We start from the raw sequence: 22,369 nt of genomic DNA, 5'->3' as shown, positions 1-22,369 counted from the left end.
TCAGAAAATAATTAAGAAGAACGATTACTCTGGTACCATTTGTAACCGATAAAACCAAGGATCATGATTGGCGCTGCAGCCAGGTATAAAATTCCGCCGTTAAGGCCTCTTGCAGGACCCTCACCCAATTGCTGGGCGGTTTTTGTACAAATAGAGCATTGAGCCTGCAACTGGAAGATCGCAGTGAAAAAGAAAAAAGTTAAAATGCTTATAAACCGACCCCACTTTTTCATAATGCAAAAATACTCCTCAATCCGATTTCTTCAGCGTTAAATTTCAGGGAAAATGAAAAAACCCATCCCGTATATACGGGATGGGTTTGTAAAGAACCGTCGATTAGTCTATTATAAGGTACTGTTTAGAATAAGGTAAAATGATCATTGGTATTTGTGCGCGGTTTCTATATGGACAAATATAGATCCATGACCTCCTGTAACTGATAAGCGTTGCGCAGGAGGAATTTTTTTTGAGTGAATGGTGGAAAAATCAGATAATCCGGTAATTCTTGAAGCCAAAAAGACGCACGCCGGTCCTTTTTTCAATCCAATACAGGAATCGATCCTTTATTGTGAAGTGTTTTTTGGAAATATCCATGTCAATTTCCCAGTTCTTTTCAGCTATTCTTTTCTTCATAACCTGGGGATGTGTTCCTGAGAAACGCTGAAGGGAATCAAATTCATTATAGTCAAATATATCAGTTGCGAGCAGTCTTTTTTTTGTGGCTTCCTGGTCTTCCCAATACTGAATCACATTTTTTTGTTTTTCACGCATCTGTTTTGGGCTTTTTACCCATCCATAATGGTACATGGTGGCGGCTATAGGTTTCACGTTAATCTTTTCACCATTCCGCCTGAAACCCTGGGCATCGCGATATGCAGAAATAGTTTTATCATTCCTGATTATCCGTACCTCCCGGTGATACCAGCGCCGGCTGTCGCCCACATAATCATAGGTGCCAAAAAAATGCAGATATTTGAAAAGCAAACCATCTACTTTTTTATCATCTTTATATTTTGCAGCTGCCTGCCTTATAGAATCGTGATATTTTTCATGCAATACTTCATCGCCCTGGATATAGAATGCCCAGTCGCTATCAGGTGATATGTGCTGAAAAGCTTTGTTGGTTTCCACTGCGAGGATGGTACCGCCTTTATTGTTTTGGCTTACATCCCAAACTGAATGTACAATCCTGATCTTTTCTGAACCTATATTTCTGATGAGCTCTTCTGTTTTATCAGTTGAATTTCCAATGGCAACAATCATTTCATCTACTACCGGAAGTATTGAAGTAATCGCTTCGATAATAGGGTAATCATTCCGTAATGCATTTTTAATAATAGTAAAACCTGAGATTTTCATCTGCTGAATCTTTGTACCGGGGATGGTGCCAACCCGTTGGTAAAACTAAGTAATTTGTGCCTAAGGGTTCTTACTTTTGTTAAGCTAGTTCTGAATAGATATAGATGACGAATTTCATTCCGATATTTCCATTATCACTGGTTGTTTATCCCGGAGAAAAATTACCACTTCATATTTTTGAACCAAGGTATAAACAACTGGTAAAAGAGAGTTTTGAGGCTAAAAAGCCGTTTGGAGTGCCTGCTGTGGTGAATAATCAGCTCCAGGAAATGGGAACCCTGGTTCAGGTCACAGAAATAGTGCAGGTTTACGAAAATGGAGAGATGGACATAAAAACGGAAGGCCTTGCGATATTCCGTGTATTGGAAATGATTAAACTTGTGCCCGACAAATTATACAGCGGCGCCATTGTGAATTATCCTCCTAATATGATGGTAACAGCGAACCGGGACCTGATGGAGAAGATAGTTAAAGGCATCAAGGAACTCCATCGTTTGCTGAATATTACAAAAGATTTCAAGAAACCGGACTTAGAGCTTAATTCCTATGATGTGGGTCATCATGCCGGAATGTCGCTCGATGAAGAATATGAGTTACTGGGCCTGATGCAGGAAATTCAGCGCCAGGAATACATCAAACGTCATCTGCAGAAGGTTCTCCCTATGCTGATGGAAATGGAGCTTTTAAAAGAAAAAGTGAAGCTCAACGGTCATTTCCGAAACCTCTCACCGCTGGATCTCGATATAAATCTTTGAGAAATGTGCTTAAAGTTTATTTTCGCGCTTTAAACACAAAATTCCGGCAGGCCCCGGCCCGTCGGATCATCATCAATCAATCATGACCATTAGCTGCTGCTTTGATTTTGGCAATACCCGTAAGAAGTGCGCGGTTTTTGTCGGCCGTGAAATGAAGGAACTCCTGGTAATGGAGGATGACAGCGAAGAATCCCTAAGAGCAATTCTGGACACCTGGAAGCCAGAAAAAACCTTACTTTCTTCGGTTATAAACCACAATCCGGCCTTTGAGCGGATCCTGGCCGCAGAAACCAGGTTTCATAAACTTACTCATCTCTCCAAAATTCCTGTCACTACACCGGTTGGTAAACCTGAAACCATCGGCGCCGACCGTTTGGGGCTTGTTGTAGCTGCTGTTGATCTTTTCCCCGGCCAGAATAACCTGGTAATTGGGCTGGGTTCTGCAATTACCTACAACTTTGTAAACAAGTTCAGCCAGTTTCTTGGTGGAGGTATCTCACCGGGACTTGAGATGCGGTTCAAATCACTGAATACATTTACCGATTTGTTGCCATTAATAGAAAAAGACTGGAATTTCCCCCTTGTAGGCTACGACACCCGCACAAATATTTTGAGCGGAGTCGTACTTGGCATGGCTAAGGAAATCGACGGAATTATAGAGAGTTATGAGGAAAAATACACCAACTTTAACGTCGTTTTAACCGGGGGTGATACGACCTTTTTTGTCCGCCATCTAAAAAAGAAGATATTTGCAGACCCCAATCTAATCTATAAAGGTCTGTATGCTATCTGTGAGTATAATAATGTATGATAATGTATAAGAAAATCAGGCTGTTAGCATTTATGTTCCTTTCAGGGGTTTCGCTGGCAACCGCTCAAACTGAAAATTCTCCTTTTTCAAGATATGGTCTGGGTACCCCCGTTCCTTTTCAAAATATAATAAACAGGGGCATGGGTGGCTTTTCCGCAGCCTATGGAGACTATCAGTCAGTGAACTTTTCCAACCCGGCTTCTTATTCCCGACTCAAAGCGACTGTACTTGATATTGGTTTGGAAGTAAACACGAGCACTCTCAAGGCGATTGACCCGCCCAGAAAATTTTCTTCAGCAAGTCCTAATATTTCATACGTAACTATTGGTATTCCCCTTAGCCGCAAAAGGGACTGGGGTTTAGCTTTCGGACTACGGCCGATGACAAGGGTAAGTTACCAGATTGAACGCAGACAATTTTTAAATAACGGTACACTAAAGGATTCTGTACAGACTTTGTTCCAGGGCGATGGTGGATCACAACAGGTTTTTGCCGGTACGGGGTTCGGATTCAAAAATTTACGGGTTGGAGTCAATTTCGGCTACCTTTTTGGATCAAAAAACGTCCGAAATGCCCAGCAGTTGCTTAATGACACTGTTCTATATTACCAATCCGCCCATTCAACGAAAACCAGTTATGGCGGAGCACTAATAAACGCGGGTTTACAGTACACGGTGAAGCTGAAAAACACCACTCGTCTTCATGTTGGCGCATTTGGAAACCTGCAACAAACATTGAACGGTTCCCAGGATGTTCTCAATGAAACTTTCATTCCGCAGGAAAACGGGCCGGTTCAGGTTGATAGTGTTTATGGAGAGAAAGGAATCGGTGGGAAGATCATATATCCTTCAAGTTTCGGATTCGGCCTGATGGTAGATAAGGAATCGAAATGGATGCTTGGTGCAGACTTTACTCAAACCAACTGGCTTGATTACCGCTTCTATGGAGAAAAAGATTTTCTTCAGAATAGCTGGCAGGTACATGTGGGTGGCCAGGTTATTCCTAACGCCTTTAACGCTAAAAGTTATTGGAACCGCGTCGCTTACCGCGCCGGCTTCAACCTTGGTTCGGACTATGTGAATGTAGACGGGGAGCGGCCAACTTATTCGGTATCTTTAGGCCTGGGACTGCCTATGCGCCCACCAGCTTATACCAAGCAATTCGCTGTTATAAATCTGACGCTGGAATTTGGAAAAAGAGGAGATAAGACCAATACGATTCGTGAAAACTTTTTTGCTCTCGCCCTTGGACTGAATTTGAGTGATATATGGTTCGTGAAAAGAAAATATTATTAACGGATGCGATGACTATGCGTTTTTCGCCTCGATTTCTTAGAGGTTCAACAATATTTGCAGCACTGATCACAGGCTGCTTTTTTATTTCAGGCTGTGAAAACGATCTTAAAAAGGTTGATAATCTCCGGCAGAAGAAAAATGGTGTTGAAGAAGCAAAGCAGATCGAAAGCTATCTCAGCGAAGCTGGCAAGGTAAAAGCGCGGTTACTGTCTCCACTGATGCGGAGGTATATATTAGATAGATCGGATTCGTCGTTCATGGAATTTCCCAACTCCCTGCATGTTGATTTTTATGATGATTCCATAAAAATCGAAAGCACACTTGATGCGATGTACGCCAAATACTTTGAGTCGCAAAAGAAGATCTTTTTAAAGGATAGCGTGATGGTGATTAATTTGCAATCAGGTGACACCTTGAAATCGCGCGAGCTTTGGTGGGATCAGAATAAGGAAGAATTTTATACCGATAAACCAGCCGAACTGCACCAACGCAATGGAAATATCCTGTACCATCGTAATGGCCTTCGTGCGGCCCAGGATCTTAGCTGGAGAGAAACCTATGGAAACAGCGGGCGTGTAAATGCATCAGAAGAAGGATTGCAATAAACATAACTACAAAAAAATATTGGTATGGAATATAGAAGACTAGGCAGATCAGGACTTCAGCTGAGCGTTTTATCTTATGGTAGCTGGGTAACTTTTCACAAACAGATTGAAGACAACAGCGCGGATGAATTAATGGGCATAGCTTACGATAATGGCATCAATTTTTTCGACAATGCCGAAGGATATGCTTTTGGTGAAAGCGAAAACATGATGGGCCGGGTTCTGAAAAAGAAAAACTGGGATCGGACTTCATATTTATTATCATCGAAGGTTTATTTCGGATCCCGTAAAGACAGCAAGCCGAATCAGACGGGGCTGAGTCGTAAACATATTATTGAGGCCTGCCATGAAGCCCTAACCCGCTTGCAGACAGATTATCTTGACCTTTACTTTTGTCATCGCCCCGATGTTGATACTCCAATACAGGAAGTTGTGTGGACCATGCACAATCTTATTCAACAGGGAAAAATTCTTTACTGGGGCACAAGCCAGTGGAGTGGTGCTGAAATAATGGAAGCACATCGTGTTGCACAGGAATACAAGCTGATAGGGCCGGTGATGGAGCAACCTCAATACAATATGTTCGAGCGGTTTAAGATGGAAATGGATTATCTGCCTGTTTTCAAAAACGTTGGCCTGGGCACCACGATCTGGAGTCCGCTGGCAGCAGGTTTTCTTACCGGAAAATACAACGATGGTATCCCGGAAGACTCAAGACTGGCGATAGAAGGTTTCGACTGGTTGAAAAAACGCTGGGTGCAGGAAGATAAAATTGCTAAGGTTAAGAACCTTGCTACCATTGCAAAAGAACTTGATGTAACACTTGCTTCACTTGCTATTGCATGGACCATATATAATCCCAATGTAACATCTGCAATCCTTGGGGCAACCAAAGCATCGCAGTTGCATGATAACCTCAAGGCGCTTGATACATTAAAAAAACTATCCCCTGAATTGATAAAGAAAATTGAAGATGTTCTTCAAAATAAACCAGCAATGGATCTGGCCTGATTATATAAAGCAGGCATGAGATACACAACTTCGGTATGATATAGAAAGAATAATTGCGAGACTTACTAAAGAAATTTATATATGAACATAACCAGGTTCAGGGAATCAAAATTGAAATTCATTTTTATACTCTTTGTTGCTTTGTATCTGCCTTTCCAGGGTCTTGCCTGGGGGGTGATTGGTCACCGGGTAGTTGGTGAGATCGCCTCATTTCATCTGACGGCGAAGGCGAGAAAGGAAATCGCAAAGATTCTTGGAACTGAATCCCTTGCCATGGCCAGTAACTGGGCCGACTTTTATAAATCAGATCCTGCTTATGACTATTTATATAACTGGCATTTTATAAACATCAATGACTCCCTGAACCATGATCAGTTTATAGAAAGATTAAAAAACGATACTGCCGTTGATGCCTATACGAAAGTGAACATGATCGTTGATAGTCTAAAAGCAAAAAAAATGGGACCAGAAAAAAAGCTGCTTTATCTGCGATTGCTGATTCATATCGTCGGCGATTTGCATCAGCCTATGCATGTGGCGCGTTTATCTGATTTGGGCGGAAACAGGGTCAGGGTTCAATGGTTCAATCAACCTTCAAACCTGCACCGGGTTTGGGATGAGCAACTAGTCGAATTTCAACAACTTAGTTATACGGAATATGCTGCAGCGCTTAACCATACCAGTAAGGAACAACGTGATGCCTGGCAAAAACAACCACTTGCTGAATGGGTTTTCGATACCTATTTGCAATCCCGGAAAGTTTATGCCGGTATAAAAGAAGATAATCAAAAGCTTAGTTATAAATACAACTTCGATAACCTTGAAATGCTTAACGGCCAATTGTTGAAGGGTGGGATAAGGCTTGCCGGGATACTAAACCAGGTGTTCGCATAGCAGAAAAAAAACAGCCCCGGATCAGAGGGCTGTTTAAGAACTTTGTACAACCTTACCAACATAGTTTGGTCATCAATAGGTACAAATTTTAAGTTCTCACGGATTTGGATCTAAACGGGACATTTGGATTGTTGCCTGATTAAGTGATAAACGGAACATTGGTTTTTCTTTGGACTTTGGATTGGTTTTACTTAGGATGTTGATTTGGCTTTTCAGGATATTGGGTTGTTCACGCATCAATCAATCTGACATCACAAACATAATACCGTGGTGTGCCGGATGCAAGAGCGCTAATGCTGGATTTTAACAATTCATGATTTACTGGTTTGCTCGTAGTTCTACCAACAGTCAATCCGTATAAGGGACGTATATCTTTCCAGTTAAAAGCGCTTATATTTATACGATAGTTTTTCAGTAACAATATAGGTAACATATAAAGGCTTGCGCCTCACAATCTTCGTCAATAAATTGTCGTACATTCTTGTTCGTATACTTAAATTTCTGATATATGGAATTTGCAAATAAAACAGTTTTGATTTCGGGCGGTAGCCGGGGAATAGGAAAAGCGATAGCAATCCGCCTCGCCAAAGCCGGTGCTAATATTGCCATCGTGGGTAAAACTGCCGAAGCTCATCCTAAACTCGAAGGGACCATTTTTACTGCTGCTCAGGAAATAGAAAAAGCAGGAGGAGGCAAATGTCTGCCGCTGCAGGGAGATGTAAGGTTTGAAGAAAGTATTAATGATGTGGTTAAGAAAACAGTAGATACTTTCGGGGGGATTGATATCCTAATAAACAATGCCAGTGCAATAAGCCTTACAGAAACAGAAAAGACTGAAGCAAAACGTTTTGATCTTATTCAGAGTATCAATGTACGTGGAACTTTCCTGATGAGTAAAGCCTGCATCCCTCATCTGAGGAAAGCATTAAATCCTCATATCCTGAATTTATCGCCACCATTAAATATGGACCCGGCCTGGTTCGGAAAACATGTTGCCTATACAATCAGCAAGTACAGTATGAGTATGATGGTGCTCGGCTTTAGCGAAGAGTTGCGCCCCTCACGTATTGCGGCAAACGCTTTGTGGCCTCAAACAACAATTGCCACAGCCGCTGTTCAAAACCTTCTTGGTGGTGATTTCTTAATGCAGCGGAGCCGGCATCCCGAAATAGTAGCTGATGCCGCATTTTACATTCTGAAAAAATCATCGTTTGAATGCACCGGCAATTTTTTTGTTGATGAAGATGTGCTTAAAACAGAAGGCGTAACTGATTTTTCAAAATATGCCGTAAATCCAGACCAAAAACTGATGCGCGACTTATTTCTTTGATATTTATTAATCCATTTGTTCAGGACGCATTTGCGGAAACAAAAGAACATCCTGAATGGACGGTTGATTGGTCATCATCATAACGATACGATCGATCCCAAAACCGATTCCTGAAGTTGGCGGCATACCGTACTCCAGGGCCCGGAGAAAATCATAATCGATATACATTGCTTCATCATCGCCTCTTTCCATTAATTTAACCTGGTCTTCAAATCGTTCGCGCTGATCAATGGGGTCATTTAGCTCCGTATATGCGTTAGCAATCTCTTTTCCGTTAACGACTAGTTCAAAACGCTCCACCAGCCCTGGTTTCGAACGATGCTTTTTTGTAAGCGGGCTCATCTCAATAGGGTAATCAATGATGAAGGTCGGTTGAATGAAATGATCCTCGCATTTTTCACTGAACAACTCATCTATCATCTTTCCTTTTCCCATGGTATTATCTACATGCACGTGTTGCAATTTGCAAACCTCACGTAATTCTTCTTCATTCATTCCTGAAATATCAACACCGGTATATTCTTTAATTGCATCGTACATGGTAATCCTTCGATAAGGTGCAGCGAAATTGATCTCTTTATCGCCAACCATCGCGATGGTGGAACCATTCACAGCAAGCGCGGCTTTCTCAAGCATCTGTTCAGTAGTATCCATCATCCATATATAATCTTTATAGGCAACATAAAATTCCAGAACGGTGAATTCAGGGTTATGCGTGCGGTCCATTCCTTCGTTACGGAAATTGCGGCTGAATTCATATACCCAGTCGAACCCGCCAACAATCAGTCTCTTGAGATATAACTCATTTGCAATTCGCAGGTAGAAGGGCACATCAAGCGCATTGTGATGCGTAGTGAAAGGACGCGCAGCGGCTCCTCCGGGTATAGCCTGTAATACCGGGGTATCTACTTCGATTGCACCACGTTCATTCAAAAAGTCGCGCATAGAATTGATCAGGCGCGTTCTCTTGAGGAATGTTTCTTTGATATCAGGATTTATAACAAGGTCGGCATAACGCTGACGATACTTGAATTCAGGATCGGTAACCTGGTCGAATGTTTCGCCTTCTTTTTCCTTTACAACGGGCAATGGCTTAAGAGATTTGGTCAGGAACTGAAGTTCTGTTACGTGAACAGAAGTTTCACCTGTCCTGGTTGTAAAAATATATCCCTTGACTCCGATGATATCACCAATATCAACCAGGTGTTTCCAGATCTTATCATAAAGGGTCTTGTCTTCACCAGGACAGATCTCATCACGCTTAAGATAAATCTGAATTTTTCCGGAACTATCCTGGAGAACAGCAAACGAAGCTTTTCCCATGTCTCGAACGCCCATAATCCGACCGGCGAGGCAAACATTAGCAAATTCTTCCTTATTTTCCTCTCCCCTAAAACGAAGCTTTATATCATTTGCGTAAGCATTAACCGGGTATGTAGGTGCCGGAAACGGATCTATACCCATTTCCTGTAATGTTTTAAGTTTCTCCCTCCTGATGATCTCCTGTTCTGATAGATGCATTTAAAAAATTTGAGTTGCAAAAATAGATCATTTCCCGACTACGCCAAGGCTTCGTCGGGCGAAGCCCGAATTAGCTTTTGGGAAAGAGGGCTTTGCTCTCTGTAGTTTCAACGTAGGAGAGCTTTGCCCGCCGAAGCTTTGGCGTAGGAGAGCTTTGCCCACCGTAACTTTAGCGTAGGAGGGCTTTGCCTGCCGAAGCTTTAGCGTAGGCAGGTACACTTTATGCAGTCCGTAACTTATTAAATCTGAATTATGATAATTAAATGTCAACTATGATTATTAGAAGTCTACTGTTCGTTGCAGTTTTATTTTGTTTAATGGGATGTGAAACTTTGTCAACTCTTCCGACTAACGGTACAATTGGATCCGGTGGCACGGTAACTGAAACTGAGGCCAGCCAGGGAATCAGGGAAGCGCTTTCTCAAGGAGTAACCACCGCAATTTTTAATCTGAATAAGGAGAATGCTTTTTTCGGAAACGATTTTTATAAAGTGTTGTTACCCGCAGATGCTCAGAAAATCGAATCAACACTCAGGAAGGTAGGCTTGGGTAAAGAAGTGGACAAAGCCATTTTGCAGATCAACAGGGCCGCTGAAGATGCCGTAGGATTTGCCAAACCAGTATTTGTAGATGCTATCCGGGAAATGTCCATAACCGATGCATTCAATATTATTAAAGGAGAGCGAAATGCTGCCACCAATTATTTCAGGGTAAAAACCAGGGAAAAATTACTGGTTGCCTTCTCTCCTTCTGTAAAGCAGTCGCTAGACAAATTAGGCGCGACCAAATACTACAGTGAAATTGTAAACCTCTATAATAACATTCCAACTACATTTAATAAAATCAATCCTGACCTGCCTTCCTATGTTGTAAGCAAAGCAACTGATGCATTGTTTGATCAGATTGAAAAGGAAGAAATCAATATCAGGGAAAACCCCGTTGCACGTACAACAGCTATCCTTAAAAAAGTATTTGGATCCCGGTTTTGATTGATGATTTGAAATGATCTATAAATTCACTTTGAATGTTAATGCAGGAAGTGAAGCTGTCGAAATCTTTCCCTGCGACAGAAGCTGGTAACGTTGATTGGTAAAAGAAAACGAAGCTGCTTTGCTTTTGTTTTTAGCTGCCATGATAAAAAGATGGATACTGCCGATTGAAGCAATAACACCTGCGCCGATCAGGACCACGGACCCGGTCGCCTTCATCGTTTCCTGGCGGCCGTGATACGCATCATCATAGTCCAGGTCGCCCCATTCTGTATTTAGAGCGAGTATTGTTCCTGCTGTAATCATAGTTACGCCTGAACCTACCAGTATCCAGGCCGTAGTTTCGAGCTTCCTGCCTTTTCGCAGATACTCTTCGGGTGTATCAGTAATTTGCTGAGCAGTAGCCCGAATGAAGCAGAGCAGCAAAATAAAAACAAGAATGCGCTTCATAAACTGGAAGGTCGACTTAAATATCGCTTCTCGTAAGTTAATGAAATTTTAGCTCAGATTAATCAGGCGGAGATTAAAGAAGTCTATTCAGAATTTAACGAATGTATCAGCGGATTTATGAAGTAATTCCTGGTCTTATCAGGCAGTTTGAGTGTATTTGCCATCAAACTTATCTGGTAACTTATGCGGTGGCCAGCAAAACCTGCCAGGCAGATGCCAGCTGGTTGGATTCCAGCAATTGTTTTGCATACAAATGAATCTCGTTTTCCATTTCGTCGGGATTTATACTAAAATACTGGAAGATACTTTTCAATTTGTCATCATCAAAGGAAGGTTCAATAACGGGCAATGCGCTAACGTTAGCCAGTTGTGCCAGGTTGTTTCCTGTAAGGATCCGGCTTTTCCTGATAGATTCGGGCAATTGATCAATCCCGATTCCTATTTGTGTATTTGGTTTTGGCACCTTAAATAGGTTCGCAATTTCAACTTTACAATACCAGTCTCCGCCCAAACGGGCAACCAGTTGAAGTTTCTGTTGATCGATCATCCCATTTTCATCCAGGATGGAATCATCAATATGCATTCTGACTACCTGGCATAAGATAAGATTTCCCGCTCCCCCTTCTGTTCCCAACTCCCGGATCTCGGTAACCCGGCACTCAAGTTTAACCTTGCTTTCTTTTACCATTGGAGGCCGCACAATTGTTGCTGGTTCGCTCGTAAATCCAGCTTTGATAAACTCATTAGTACCCTTCGGAAATTCACAACTCGCGAGGCTCACCCGTTGTATCATATCATAATCAACGATATTAATAACAACCTCTGGTACTTCCCGCAGATTATCAAGGGTATGTTTGGTTTTATTATCCCGCATTCTTCTTAAAGGTGAAAAAATAACTATCGGGGGTTTGATTGAAAAAAGATTGAAAAAACTAAAGGGACTAAGATTCACATCACCATTATGATCAATTGTACTTGCAAAACATATTGGTCTTGGGGCAATGGCGTGTTGAAGATATCGCTGTTGCTGAACCAGCGAAAGATCAGTTATATCTATAATCATAAATGACTCTTTGAAATTTTATAGGGATGTTTCATCCGCCTGAAAGTTTAAATTGTGCTAAAGTTAGCGGGATTGGCATTTAAGGCAATTTAAATTAAAGAATGCATGAATTTTTTCAGGGGGAAAACAGGCTGGGCAATTTCAGTTACATGTAGTCTTGTATTTTCGATATCAATATCCAAGGCACAGGACACCACATTTTTGAGGAATCTGATCTATTCAAAAGCTTCGGATTCTTTGAAATCCATACTTTCCAAACCTGAAATTTTCCGGTATCAGCTCATTTATACCCGCATTGACCGTGATAAACGAAACAGGCCAACTTTTACCCATTTCAATTACCGGGTTGATAAAAATGAATATTTCAATCCTGCTTCCATGGTAAAAATGCCCGTCGCTTTCCTCGCCCTTGAGAAAATGAATCAACTGTCTTCAAAAGGAATAGATAAATACAACGGGATGTTAACCGACAGCAGCTATTCACGTCAGACTGATGTATTGAAGGACACCAGCGCTGAGTCTGGTCTGCCCTCTGTGGCACATTATATAAAAAAAGTATTCCTGGTTAGTGATAATGAAGCATATAACCGTCTTTATGAATTTAACGGCCAGCAATTTATGAATGAAAGATTATGGGCGATGGGTTACAAAGATTTTAGAATTACCCGTCGTTTCGTTACCATGAATGAGGATGAGAACCGCCATACGAACCAGGTAAGATTTATTAAAAATAGCAATATCATTTACATACAACCACCAGCATTTAATAAGATACTTTTTGATTTTAAACGGCAGATTTATATTGGCAATGCCTATTATGATCGCGATGAAAAGCTCATTGATTCGCCCATGAATTTTACAACACATAATAATGCCCCCCTGGCAGATTTGCAGCAGCTGATGCAGACCGTATTATTCCCTGAATCGATGCCTGAACAAAAAAGATTCTATCTGAATAAAGATGATTATAAATTCCTGTATCGTTATATGAGCATGCTGCCCCACGAATCATCATATCCCAATTACGACACAAGCGAATATTTCGATAGCTATACAAAATTCTTTATGTTTAAATCCGGTAAATCGAAAATCCCGCCGCATATCAGGGTTTTTAATAAAACCGGCTGGTCATATGGATTCCTTACAGATGTAGCATATATCGTTGATTTCAAAAATAAGGTTGAATTTATGCTCAGTGGTGTCATTTATGTGAACAGCGATGGCATTTTGAATGATAACAAATACGAATACGAACAAACCGGCTACCCTTTTTTCAAAGAAATTGGTAATATCATTTATGACTATGAACTCGAAAGAAACAGAAAACATAAACCTGATCTTTCTAAATTCAGGGTTTCTGATTATTAGAATATTTATCAGGGTTTTTGACTATTAGAATATTTATTTTAGTTATAGTTTCGGTTATTTATCGTTATATGCGTTCTGTTATTTGCCTTCCGTTATTATGTCCAATATGAAAAGATTGTTTGTAGCCATAAGTATTTGCCTCGGCCTTTTTGCTTTTAGGGGGCCAGCCGAACCTGAAGCCTGGATTCGTATTAATCTGCTAGGGTATAAACCTTCAGGAACAAAGGTGGCAGTGTGGTGTTCTAAGGTTGGTGCGGCTGTTTCTGAATTTACGATAGTTGATGTGTTAAGCGGTAAAACCGTTTATCAATCTAAACAGGTAAAAAAGTTTGGTGCATACGGACCTTTTACAAATACCGGAAGACTAAATTTTTCCGAATTCAATCAACCGGGCAGGTATGTAATCGTAGCTGGTGGCGTGTCATCCCCTGAATTTACTATCTCACAGGATGTTTATAAAGGTGCAGCCGATTTTTGTCTTAGATATATGCGACAGCAGAGAAGCGGTTTCAATCCTTTCCTTAAAGATTCCTGTCATATGTACGATGGGTACACTTTGTATGGACCAATGCCCGATAGCACCCATATTGATGCCGTCGGTGGCTGGCACGATGCCTCAGATTACCTGCAATATGTTAGCACATCTGCAAATGCTACTTATCATTTGCTCGCAGCTTACCGCGATTTTCCATCAGTGTTTACAGATAAACACCTGGGCAATGGACTAAGTGGAGTCAATGGTACCGCAGATGTATTAGATGAGGCAAAATGGGGCATGGACTGGTTGTTAAAAATGCATCCTTCTGATAATATCATGTTCAACCAGCTGGGAGACGATCGCGACCATCGTGGCCTGCGTATTCCAAAGCTTGATTCATTTTATGGAAGAGGTTATGAGCGACCCGTTTATTTCCTCTCAGGCAAACCACAGCAACAAGGAAAGAAAATGAATCTCACAACAGGTACTGCTTCCACAGCAGGAAAATATTCAAGTGCCTTTGGCCTGGGCTATCAACTGTTGCAATCGAAGGATTCAGCTTATGCTTCTTTGCTTCAAAAACGCAGTGCTTCTGCTTATGCATTCGGACAAGCCAAACCAGGGTTTGCACAAACAGCATCTGTGTTATCACCATATGTGTATGCTGAAGCGAACTGGACCGATGACATGGAGCTCGCTGCAACAACAATGTATACACTTACTAAAGATGCAAAATATCTGAGAGAGGCGGAAGGTTTTGCAAAAAAAGAAAAGATAACCCCATGGTTGGGCAAAGACACAGCCAGCCACTACCAATGGTATCCATTTATCAACCTCGGTCACTATGAACTTGCAAAGCTTTCTGCCGGCAAAAAACAGAAAGAGCTACAGGGCTATTATAAAAAAGGAATAGAATCAGTATGGACAAAGGCAAAACAAAATGGCTTTTACCGTGGTGTTCCTTTTATCTGGTGCAGTAACAATCTGACTACATCATTCGCAATACAATGCTATTGGTACCGTGAAATGACCGGAGATCAGACTTATGCAGAACTGGAGCAGTCGAACTTCGATTGGTTATTCGGATGTAATCCCTGGGGTACCAGTATGGTATACGGATTACCCTCTCATGGTGACACACCGGTTGATCCACATTCTGCATTCACAAAAATAGGAAAATACCCGATCGATGGCGGACTGGTAGATGGCCCGGTTTATGGCAGTATATACAATAATCTTATCGGGATAAAATTGTATGAACCTGATGAATACGCGGCCTTCCAAAGCAGTCTCGTTGTTTATCACGATGATTTTGGAGACTATAGTACCAACGAACCGACTATGGATGGTACTGCTTCACTGGTTTACCTGCTCGCTGCCATGGAAGCTCAGGCCACAAACCTTTTAAAAAAAAAGCCTTCAGCGCTGATCATGCAGAAGTAGTTCCTGGCAATGATTTATATGTAAAAAATCATGGAGCAATAGTTTGGAGCCATGGTGCAATAGTTCGTGGTGACACGAACTCGAAACAAATGGCTATAGTGTTCACCGGTGATGAGTTTGCGGATGGAGGGGAACATATTATCAGTACATTGAATGAACATGATACAAAAGCTTCATTTTTCCTGACCGGTAATTTTTACGCAAATCGAAAATTCCGGAACCTCATCTCAAAAATAAAAGCCGCTAATCATTATCTCGGTCCACATTCGGATCGACACCTTTTGTATTGTGATTGGACGAAACGTGACAGCCTGTTGGTTACAGAGCAAATGTTTTACAACGATTTGACGGAAAACTATAAAAAAATGGCCGCCTTTGGTATCAGAAAAACTGACGCAAAGTTTTTTCTGCCCCCATATGAATGGTACAATGATACTATCGCTTCATGGACAAAAAAAACTTCTCTTCAGTTAATAAACTTTACTTCCGGTACAAGAACCAGCACTGATTATACAACACCATTGATGAAAGGATACAGAACCAGTGAAGAGATTTTCAGTTCTGTAGTTAACTATGAAGCCAACTCGCCCAGTGGTTTGAACGGGTTTATCCTGCTTATGCACATAGGAACTGACCCCGCACGAACGGATAAATTCTATTATCACCTGGAAAAATTATTGCAGTTTCTTAAGGCAAAAGGATATAAACCTGTAAGAGTTGATGAGTTGCTTAATGATGTACAATAAAAAAATCCTGTACCGTATTTTGAATCATTTGAAAATCAAATACCATGAATCAAATACCATGAACCAAATACTATGAATTAAATACCCGCTTCAATTTTTCGGAAACGTTTCCTGATTGCCGTTAGCCCTTCTTCATTAATTTTTGAACTGGCCTTGAGTACATTGATAAAATGATCCACTTCTTTTTCGCTGGCCGGGCAACCAACATTCTCTCCCGTTTGGCCATTTGCTAATTTTTCTCTTGAATCGAAAAGTTTTTGCCCGCGCTGATCATACACGACCCAGAAAGGAATACCTGAGGTTTCTTCGCTCTGTTTTTTCATCAGATCAAGGGCACCCGGGTTTTCAAGATTTTTCTTGCTTTTTGATTCCAAAACAACAAGATGTCTTATAACATAGTTGTCGTCAAAATATTTTTTTATTGAAGGATCATTCATAGCAGTGTCCATTTTATGACACCAACCACACCATGAAGCATGAAAGATTACAAAAATGTTTTTGTTTTCTTTAGCAGCCACTGCCTGTGCGTCAGCAATTATTTTATCTGCGGCTTCAGGTGCCTGACCGAAGCTCATCGACACAAAAAAACATAATGCAATCATCATCGCAGTTGATCGCCCCGGCACAAATACCATTTGCCTTCCATCAACCATCGGATCCATTGCAGCATTTGATATTATTTGCATAATGCAGATTTTTTTTATCAACCCAATTCCCCCGTGGTTTCACCCTGTTTCCCGTGATTTCACCCTGTCTCTCGGGTTGCAACCCGGGCTATGCGAAGTCAACCCCGTATCGGGGGTTGTGCCCCATTCAATAAATATTTGCTATTTATGGTCCAACATTCATTAAATCACTCATAATTCATCACTCAACTCACCACTCACCACTTACAACTCACCACTTACAACTCACCACTTACAACTCACAACTTACCACTAAATCTAAATCTATACGTCCTATGAATCTTATCAAGCTCCGCGCCTGTTGCTTTATGAATTGCAAGCATTTTTGAATTGAAGTCACCAACCCAAGCTAGCTCCACACCTTTGATTGTTCGCCTGGGCAACACTACGTTCCCCAATGAACGGATAAGCGCTGATTCAACGCCATGATTTATAAATCTTTTTTTGCATCCCATGATAATAATGCGAAGGTGGTTGATATCCCTGGATTTTTTATACCAAAAGAATTTGAACTTGCCAATCAGGTCAAGCCTGCCATTAACATGTTTTAATATCTGGTTTACGTCTGGCAAACAAACGATAAAAGCAATTGGTTCGTCCTTATAATAAGCGAACCAAATTATTTTCTCATCCATAATGGGACGCATCTGGCGGAAAGATTCTTCTATTGTTGGCAGTTCAATCGGGGTAAAATTTTCAAACACTGACCAGGCATCGTTATATATTTCCTGGAAGTCGCGGAATAGCCTGGCTTTATTCTTTTGACTAAAATGTTCAAAACGATAACCCGGTTTTTTCATCACCCAATCCGCAATTTTATTAAACCGGTCAGGCATAGGCCTGGTGGCATCAAGCAGGTTAGTGAGCTGGTCAAAAAGTTTTTCGAATCCATACGAATTGAAAAACTTCTCGTAATAAGGCGGATTATAGTTCATGCCAAGACTTGGAGGAGTAAAACCCAATACCAACAAGCCCCAGAACTTGTCATTTTCACCGAAGTTTATAGGACCATCCATTGCTTCCATGCCCCTTGCTTCAAGCCATGCCCTTGAATGATCAAAAATAAAATGTGCTGCGGCTTCATCTTCAACACAATCAAAAAAGCCGATGCCACCTGTCGGTTGTGGAAACGTATCTGACTTTTTGTAATTGATGAAGGTGGCTACTCTTCCAATTGTTAATCCATTTTCATCTTGCAATATCCAACGGGTACAAACTCCATGAGTGAAGAAAACATTTTTGTCACTGTTAAAAACTGCCTCTACGTCAGAGTCCAGCGGACTTATCCAGTTGGGATCTTTCTTAAATAGTCTCTTTGGTAGATTTAAAAATTCTTTCTTCTGTACCTGGTTTTTCACTTCTATCAGGTTCATCACGCAAACTTAGGAAGTCTTCACCATTTTTCGTCCTCTGCAATATCTCCATTGCTGTTAAATTGTTTTCGCGTTTTTATCTTTTCAATTTGTCTTTCAAGCATGAGGTCAGCAATGATTTGTGCCGAATCTGTGCCGGGGTGACCGGATAATGCGGCACTGATACGGGTTTCAGACACATCCATCCTGTAAAGAATATTTACAAGTGAATGAAAGTCCGCTACTATAAGATGATTTATCTCATCGCAAAGCTCAGCATAGGATCTTATCTCCGTTGGACGATGCAGCGGCAGCGATTGCAGCACTTGTGCCATGATCTCCGGCGAATAATTTTTTTCTTCCCCCATTTTTGATAATTAAACCAGATTACAATTTTACGGTATTACTGGTTAATTTGCACACTTCTCTAACCTTATCCGCTCCATATTAATGCGTTGCCTGATCCTGATAAGTTTAATTTTCCTGGTAGCAGAATATTCTGCATCTGCGCAAAGGCGCCAGGCCGGCGTAATCAGGGGAATTGTAACAGACTCAACATCAGGCACAGCGCTTGAATCTGCAACCATATCGGTTTTTGAAATAAAAGATTCCTCACTCCTGAACTACACTTTGTCTGATAAGGCGGGAAATTTCCAGCTTAAGAATGTACCTATACAGATAAATTTTAAAGTTATCATAAGCTATAATGGATATCGTACCGTTGCAAAGACATTCAAGTTGGATTCAGTGCAGAAGGAATTGAAATTCGATACAATCAAACTTGGGAAATCATATACCGAATTGGATGAAGTAATTGTAACTGCAGAAAAACCTCCTATTATTTTCAAGAAAGATACGATTGAATTTAATGCCGGATCCTTTAATACGAAAACCAATGCCGTGGTAGAAGATCTGCTGAAACAACTGCCTGGTGTCGAAGTGGATAAAGACGGTAACATCACTGTTAATGGAAAAACAGTGTCAAAAATAACAGTTGACGGCAAGGAGTTTTTCGGGAATGATCCGCTAATGGCAACAAAAAATCTTCCCAAAGATATTGTTGATAAGATACAGGTGACGGACAACAAAACAAAGGAAGCCATCTTCAATAAAACCACAGATGGAACTGAAGACAAAGCAATTAATATAACGCTTAAAAAAGATAAGAAGAGTGGTTGGTTCGGGCGGGCAACTGCTGGTTATGGATCAAAGGAACGCTATGATGCGGCTGCCAATGTCAATTATTTTAAAGGCAAAAACCAGTTGAGTTTTATCGGTAATGTAAATAATACAAACCGGATGAATTCAGGTGGAAGAAACAATAATAACAGGGGAGGTGGTAACAACGGCCCCGGCATTACTGAATCAGGTTCTGCCGGATTAAATTTCAGTACTGAAGCAGGAAAGAAATTCAGATTAAACGGGAGTTATTTTTATAATGAAAGTTCAACGTTGAACCGGACAAGACGTATACGCGAAAATATTTTGCCTGATACCAGTTTCTATTATATTTCAGAGAATGTGAATATCAATAAAAGCAATGGACATAACATTTCACTTAATGGCGATGCTCAAATTGACAGCGTCACAAATATCAACTTCCAGGTTGCGCTGAATAGTCGTGATGGCCGCTCAAACAGCGATAATAACGCATATTCCCAAACGCTTGGTGGGATCCTGATTAACTCAAGCAACACCGACTACCTGACCAATAACAGAGGCAAAGGCCTGAATGGAAATATGTTTATAAGCCGGAGATTGAATACTAAAGGCCGGGGTATTACCCTGAGCCTGGGATACAATGGCAACAAAAATACCGGCTTGAGTGACAACATAGGGGTTAACACATTTAACATCGGGGGTTCTATAGAAGCAGACAGCCTGAATCAACGCAGTGATGATGATAATAGTGGCTCGGCTCTGAATATGGCCTTCTCATGGTCAGAACCTTTTTCAAAAAATCTCAACCTGATTCTGCGAACCGGATATGCTAAATCAACTAACCTATCCTATCGTAATACTTTTAACCTGAATAGTATTTCTGGTAAATATGATATACCCGATAGCTTGCTAACCAATTCGTTCCGGAATCAGAATGAGTCAATTAACCCGGGAATAACCCTGAACTATAACAGTAAAAAAATACGCGGTTCAGTTGGTAACAGCATCAGTTTCCTTCGCCAGGACAATTATTCTGTTACGAAGGAGAGCCTGATGAGCCAGCATTTTATAAACTTATTCCCTGCTGCAAACCTGGCTTACCAGTTTAACAATACAGATCATATCAGTTTAAATTACAATGGCAGAAATCAACAACCTACGCTACAGCAATTACAACCTGTTGCCGATAACCGTAACCCACTATATATAAGAGTTGGAAACCCTGACTTGCAACCATCGTTCACGCATACTTTCAATTTGAATATAAACACCCAGAAAATTGAAAAGCAGATCTTCCTCTATGGCGGGGCCAACTACAACATCACTACGAATCAGATTATCCAGGAAGTTTATTATGATTCGGTTGGAAGACAGATTTCGAGACCGGTAAATACAAACGGCAATTATAATGGCTCATTATATATAAGTTATGGAAAAAACTGGAAGAAAAAGCAGTGGACCCTTCGCGTTAATTCGGGCTCATCCGTGAACCTCGGAAGAAACACGGTGTACAGTAATAAAATAAAGAATCTTGCCAATTCTTATGGTCTCTCTCAAAATGTCGGGCTGAATTTTGAATTGAAGAATAAGTTTGACATCAACCCACGTTATTCAATCCGGTACAATGACACAAAGTATTCACTTGAGCAAACTGGCCAGGCATCTTCCAGCATTACACAGAACTTATCACTTGATATTAATATCAACGTCACCAAAAGGATTATACTTGAAACTGATATCAATAGCAATTATAATAGCAGGATCACGCCGGGTTTTCGCAAGCATGTTACGAACTGGAGCGCCGCTGCCAATTGGAAAATCTTTAAAAAGGAGCAGGGTACGCTTCGTTTTGTGATTTACGACATCCTTAAACAAAACACGAACGTTTATCGTAATATATCACAAACTTTTATTGAAGATGTTGAAAGTGATGTGTTGCAGCAATATTTCCTGGTCAGCTTTACTTATAATCTGAAAAGATTTGGTCGGTAAAATTGCATTTTGCTTTTCTTGCTTGTCGTTTTTAGAGCATTCTTATGCAACAGTTTTTGGTCGCTTCTTCGCACCGTTGGGAGCGGGATTGTACCTTTTTGCGGCTGTGTCCCGTGGTTAATACCTTTGCTCATGTCCCGCACGTGCGGGATTGTCTCCGATCGGCTTTTTGCCCTGATCAGCTTCAGTAACTCCGACTACGGCATGAAGTGCTGGTTTGCTTTCTTTGGTTACCAGGATTCTTATGCGACAGTTTTTGGTCGCTTCTTCGCACCGTTGGGAGCAGGATTGTGCCTTTTTGCGGCTGTGTCCCGTGGTTAATACCTTTGCTTATGCTGGGAGTGGTTCTTGTCTCCGGTCTTCTGCGGGGCCCTGATCAGCTTTGTTAGGGTTTTTTCAAGTGCTGGTTGCAGTATCGCCCTGATCGGCTTCAGTAACTCGACCACGGTACGAAGGCCGCTCAAAGGCACAATCCCGCTCCCAACTAGCTCATCCACTTGGGGGAATATCATACTAACATAACAATTCTTACCAGTCCTATATAGCAGGCTTCGTTGTCCCATCATTCAATAAGCATTAAATCTTGTGGATAAGCCAATCACTTAATTAGCGGTAGATGACAAATGAGCTGATATTGATTTTTGCAATTCCCTGCCCGATCTAATGTACAAACCGATCTTACATTCGATTGGGAGAAATAACACGGCCGCTTTCAAACGTAGCCACCCGCAAACACAGTTACCCGCAAACGTAGCAACCCGCAAACGTTGCTACCCGCAAACACTGAATCACAGCCACCTAAAAACGCTGAATCACTACTGCGTTGAATCACTGCCAGGCTGTAACGAGCAATCGATGCAATACCCATCGTTATTTTTTCCTTGGCCCTATAGGAAATATTTTTAAAGCACAGGTACCAGATTGCTTGCGAATTAGATGAAAAGAATGCAAATGCAATGATGCACAACCGAAATTTCGGTAGCTAAGATTGGTTAAGATTGTTGCAAATGGATTCTTGCAAGCGCTTTTCCAATAACCGGATAGCTGGTAACTTTGATTC

21 protein-coding genes are annotated in these 22,369 nt (G+C 41.2%); 13 read left to right on the top strand and 8 right to left on the bottom strand.

The features are described from left to right. Window positions 1-11 precede the first annotated feature (11 nt). Window positions 12-233 carry a hypothetical protein gene (locus tag VK664_RS12220; RefSeq protein WP_461398945.1) on the bottom strand — a complete coding sequence of 74 codons (222 nt, stop codon included), beginning with the start codon at window positions 231-233 and terminating at the stop codon, window positions 12-14. 253 nt (window positions 234-486) lie between these two features. Then, window positions 487-1,359: a glycosyltransferase family protein gene (locus VK664_RS12215; protein WP_461398944.1), complete on the bottom strand. Its 873-nt coding sequence runs from the start codon at window positions 1,357-1,359 to the stop codon at window positions 487-489. Between the two features lie 104 nt (window positions 1,360-1,463). Between VK664_RS12215 and VK664_RS12210 the strand changes: the two genes are divergently transcribed. The 7 genes from VK664_RS12210 to VK664_RS12180 all read left to right on the top strand — a co-directional run bounded on the left by VK664_RS12210 (window position 1,464) and on the right by VK664_RS12180 (window position 8,060). Continuing rightward, a complete protein-coding gene (locus VK664_RS12210; protein ID WP_461398943.1) occupies window positions 1,464-2,114 on the top strand; it encodes an LON peptidase substrate-binding domain-containing protein in 651 nt (216 codons plus the stop codon). Between the two features lie 82 nt (window positions 2,115-2,196). Continuing rightward, window positions 2,197-2,925 carry a type III pantothenate kinase gene (locus tag VK664_RS12205; RefSeq protein ID WP_461398942.1) on the top strand — a complete coding sequence of 243 codons (729 nt, stop codon included), beginning with the start codon at window positions 2,197-2,199 and terminating at the stop codon, window positions 2,923-2,925. 2 nt (window positions 2,926-2,927) lie between these two features. Next, on the top strand, window positions 2,928-4,220 hold the full coding sequence (locus VK664_RS12200; RefSeq protein ID WP_461398941.1) for a hypothetical protein: 1,293 nt from the start codon (window positions 2,928-2,930) through the stop codon (window positions 4,218-4,220). After that, window positions 4,193-4,825 carry an LPS export ABC transporter periplasmic protein LptC gene (gene lptC, locus VK664_RS12195; protein WP_461398940.1) on the top strand — a complete coding sequence of 211 codons (633 nt, stop codon included), beginning with the start codon at window positions 4,193-4,195 and terminating at the stop codon, window positions 4,823-4,825. The genes VK664_RS12200 and lptC overlap by 28 nt, the downstream gene beginning before the upstream one ends. Before the next feature lie 24 nt (window positions 4,826-4,849). Further along, on the top strand, window positions 4,850-5,836 hold the full coding sequence (locus VK664_RS12190) for a potassium channel beta subunit family protein (protein WP_461398939.1): 987 nt from the start codon (window positions 4,850-4,852) through the stop codon (window positions 5,834-5,836). An 81-nt stretch (window positions 5,837-5,917) separates the two neighbouring features. Beyond that, entirely contained in the window at window positions 5,918-6,730 is an 813-nt protein-coding gene (locus VK664_RS12185; protein ID WP_461398938.1) for a S1/P1 nuclease, read from the top strand. Between the two features lie 508 nt (window positions 6,731-7,238). Continuing rightward, on the top strand, window positions 7,239-8,060 hold the full coding sequence (locus tag VK664_RS12180) for an SDR family oxidoreductase (RefSeq protein WP_461398937.1): 822 nt from the start codon (window positions 7,239-7,241) through the stop codon (window positions 8,058-8,060). A gap of 6 nt (window positions 8,061-8,066) precedes the next feature. Here the strand turns inward: VK664_RS12180 and lysS are convergent, their stop codons facing one another. Further along, a complete protein-coding gene (lysS, locus tag VK664_RS12175) occupies window positions 8,067-9,581 on the bottom strand; it encodes a lysine--tRNA ligase (RefSeq protein ID WP_461398936.1) in 1,515 nt (504 codons plus the stop codon). Between the two features lie 272 nt (window positions 9,582-9,853). On the opposite strand from lysS, the gene VK664_RS12170 reads away from it, so the two are divergent. Continuing rightward, a complete protein-coding gene (locus VK664_RS12170) occupies window positions 9,854-10,570 on the top strand; it encodes a DUF4197 domain-containing protein (RefSeq protein WP_461398935.1) in 717 nt (238 codons plus the stop codon). A gap of 18 nt (window positions 10,571-10,588) precedes the next feature. On the opposite strand, the gene VK664_RS12165 is transcribed toward VK664_RS12170, so the two are convergent. Beyond that, window positions 10,589-11,020 carry a hypothetical protein gene (locus VK664_RS12165; RefSeq protein ID WP_461398934.1) on the bottom strand — a complete coding sequence of 144 codons (432 nt, stop codon included), beginning with the start codon at window positions 11,018-11,020 and terminating at the stop codon, window positions 10,589-10,591. 181 nt (window positions 11,021-11,201) lie between these two features. After that, complete coding sequence (locus VK664_RS12160; protein WP_461398933.1) at window positions 11,202-12,083, bottom strand: flavin reductase family protein; 882 nt, start codon at window positions 12,081-12,083, stop codon at window positions 11,202-11,204. A gap of 105 nt (window positions 12,084-12,188) precedes the next feature. Here VK664_RS12160 and VK664_RS12155 point away from each other — a divergent pair, with 105 nt between their 5' ends. The 3 genes from VK664_RS12155 (at window position 12,189) to VK664_RS12145 (ending at window position 16,118) form a co-directional block, all read left to right on the top strand. Continuing rightward, window positions 12,189-13,451, top strand: a complete 1,263-nt coding sequence (locus VK664_RS12155) for a serine hydrolase (protein ID WP_461398932.1) — start codon at window positions 12,189-12,191, stop codon at window positions 13,449-13,451. A 106-nt stretch (window positions 13,452-13,557) separates the two neighbouring features. Next, window positions 13,558-15,372, top strand: a complete 1,815-nt coding sequence (locus tag VK664_RS12150) for a glycoside hydrolase family 9 protein (RefSeq protein WP_461398931.1) — start codon at window positions 13,558-13,560, stop codon at window positions 15,370-15,372. Window positions 15,373-15,461: 89 nt separating this feature from the next. Then, a complete protein-coding gene (locus tag VK664_RS12145) occupies window positions 15,462-16,118 on the top strand; it encodes a polysaccharide deacetylase family protein (RefSeq protein WP_461398930.1) in 657 nt (218 codons plus the stop codon). A 77-nt stretch (window positions 16,119-16,195) separates the two neighbouring features. Here the strand turns inward: VK664_RS12145 and VK664_RS12140 are convergent, their stop codons facing one another. From VK664_RS12140 to VK664_RS12130, 3 genes are all read right to left on the bottom strand, one after another. Continuing rightward, window positions 16,196-16,804 (bottom strand): thioredoxin family protein, encoded by a 609-nt coding sequence (locus VK664_RS12140; protein WP_461398929.1) that lies wholly within the window; start codon window positions 16,802-16,804, stop codon window positions 16,196-16,198. Window positions 16,805-17,043: 239 nt separating this feature from the next. Then, window positions 17,044-18,177 (bottom strand): GNAT family N-acetyltransferase, encoded by a 1,134-nt coding sequence (locus tag VK664_RS12135; protein ID WP_461398928.1) that lies wholly within the window; start codon window positions 18,175-18,177, stop codon window positions 17,044-17,046. A gap of 20 nt (window positions 18,178-18,197) precedes the next feature. Continuing rightward, window positions 18,198-18,524: a hypothetical protein gene (locus tag VK664_RS12130; protein ID WP_461398927.1), complete on the bottom strand. Its 327-nt coding sequence runs from the start codon at window positions 18,522-18,524 to the stop codon at window positions 18,198-18,200. A gap of 82 nt (window positions 18,525-18,606) precedes the next feature. On the opposite strand from VK664_RS12130, the gene VK664_RS12125 reads away from it, so the two are divergent. Together VK664_RS12125 and VK664_RS12120 are read left to right on the top strand one after the other, a co-directional pair. Further along, window positions 18,607-21,309: an outer membrane beta-barrel protein gene (locus VK664_RS12125; protein ID WP_461398926.1), complete on the top strand. Its 2,703-nt coding sequence runs from the start codon at window positions 18,607-18,609 to the stop codon at window positions 21,307-21,309. A gap of 132 nt (window positions 21,310-21,441) precedes the next feature. Beyond that, complete coding sequence (locus tag VK664_RS12120) at window positions 21,442-21,630, top strand: hypothetical protein (RefSeq protein WP_461398925.1); 189 nt, start codon at window positions 21,442-21,444, stop codon at window positions 21,628-21,630. Window positions 21,631-22,369 lie beyond the last annotated feature (739 nt).

Source organism: Flavitalea sp., assembly GCF_035489435.1.
In the GTDB taxonomy this organism is placed as follows: Bacteria; Bacteroidota; Bacteroidia; order Chitinophagales; family Chitinophagaceae; genus DATHKG01.
This window is presented reverse-complemented; position numbering and strand designations above follow the sequence as displayed.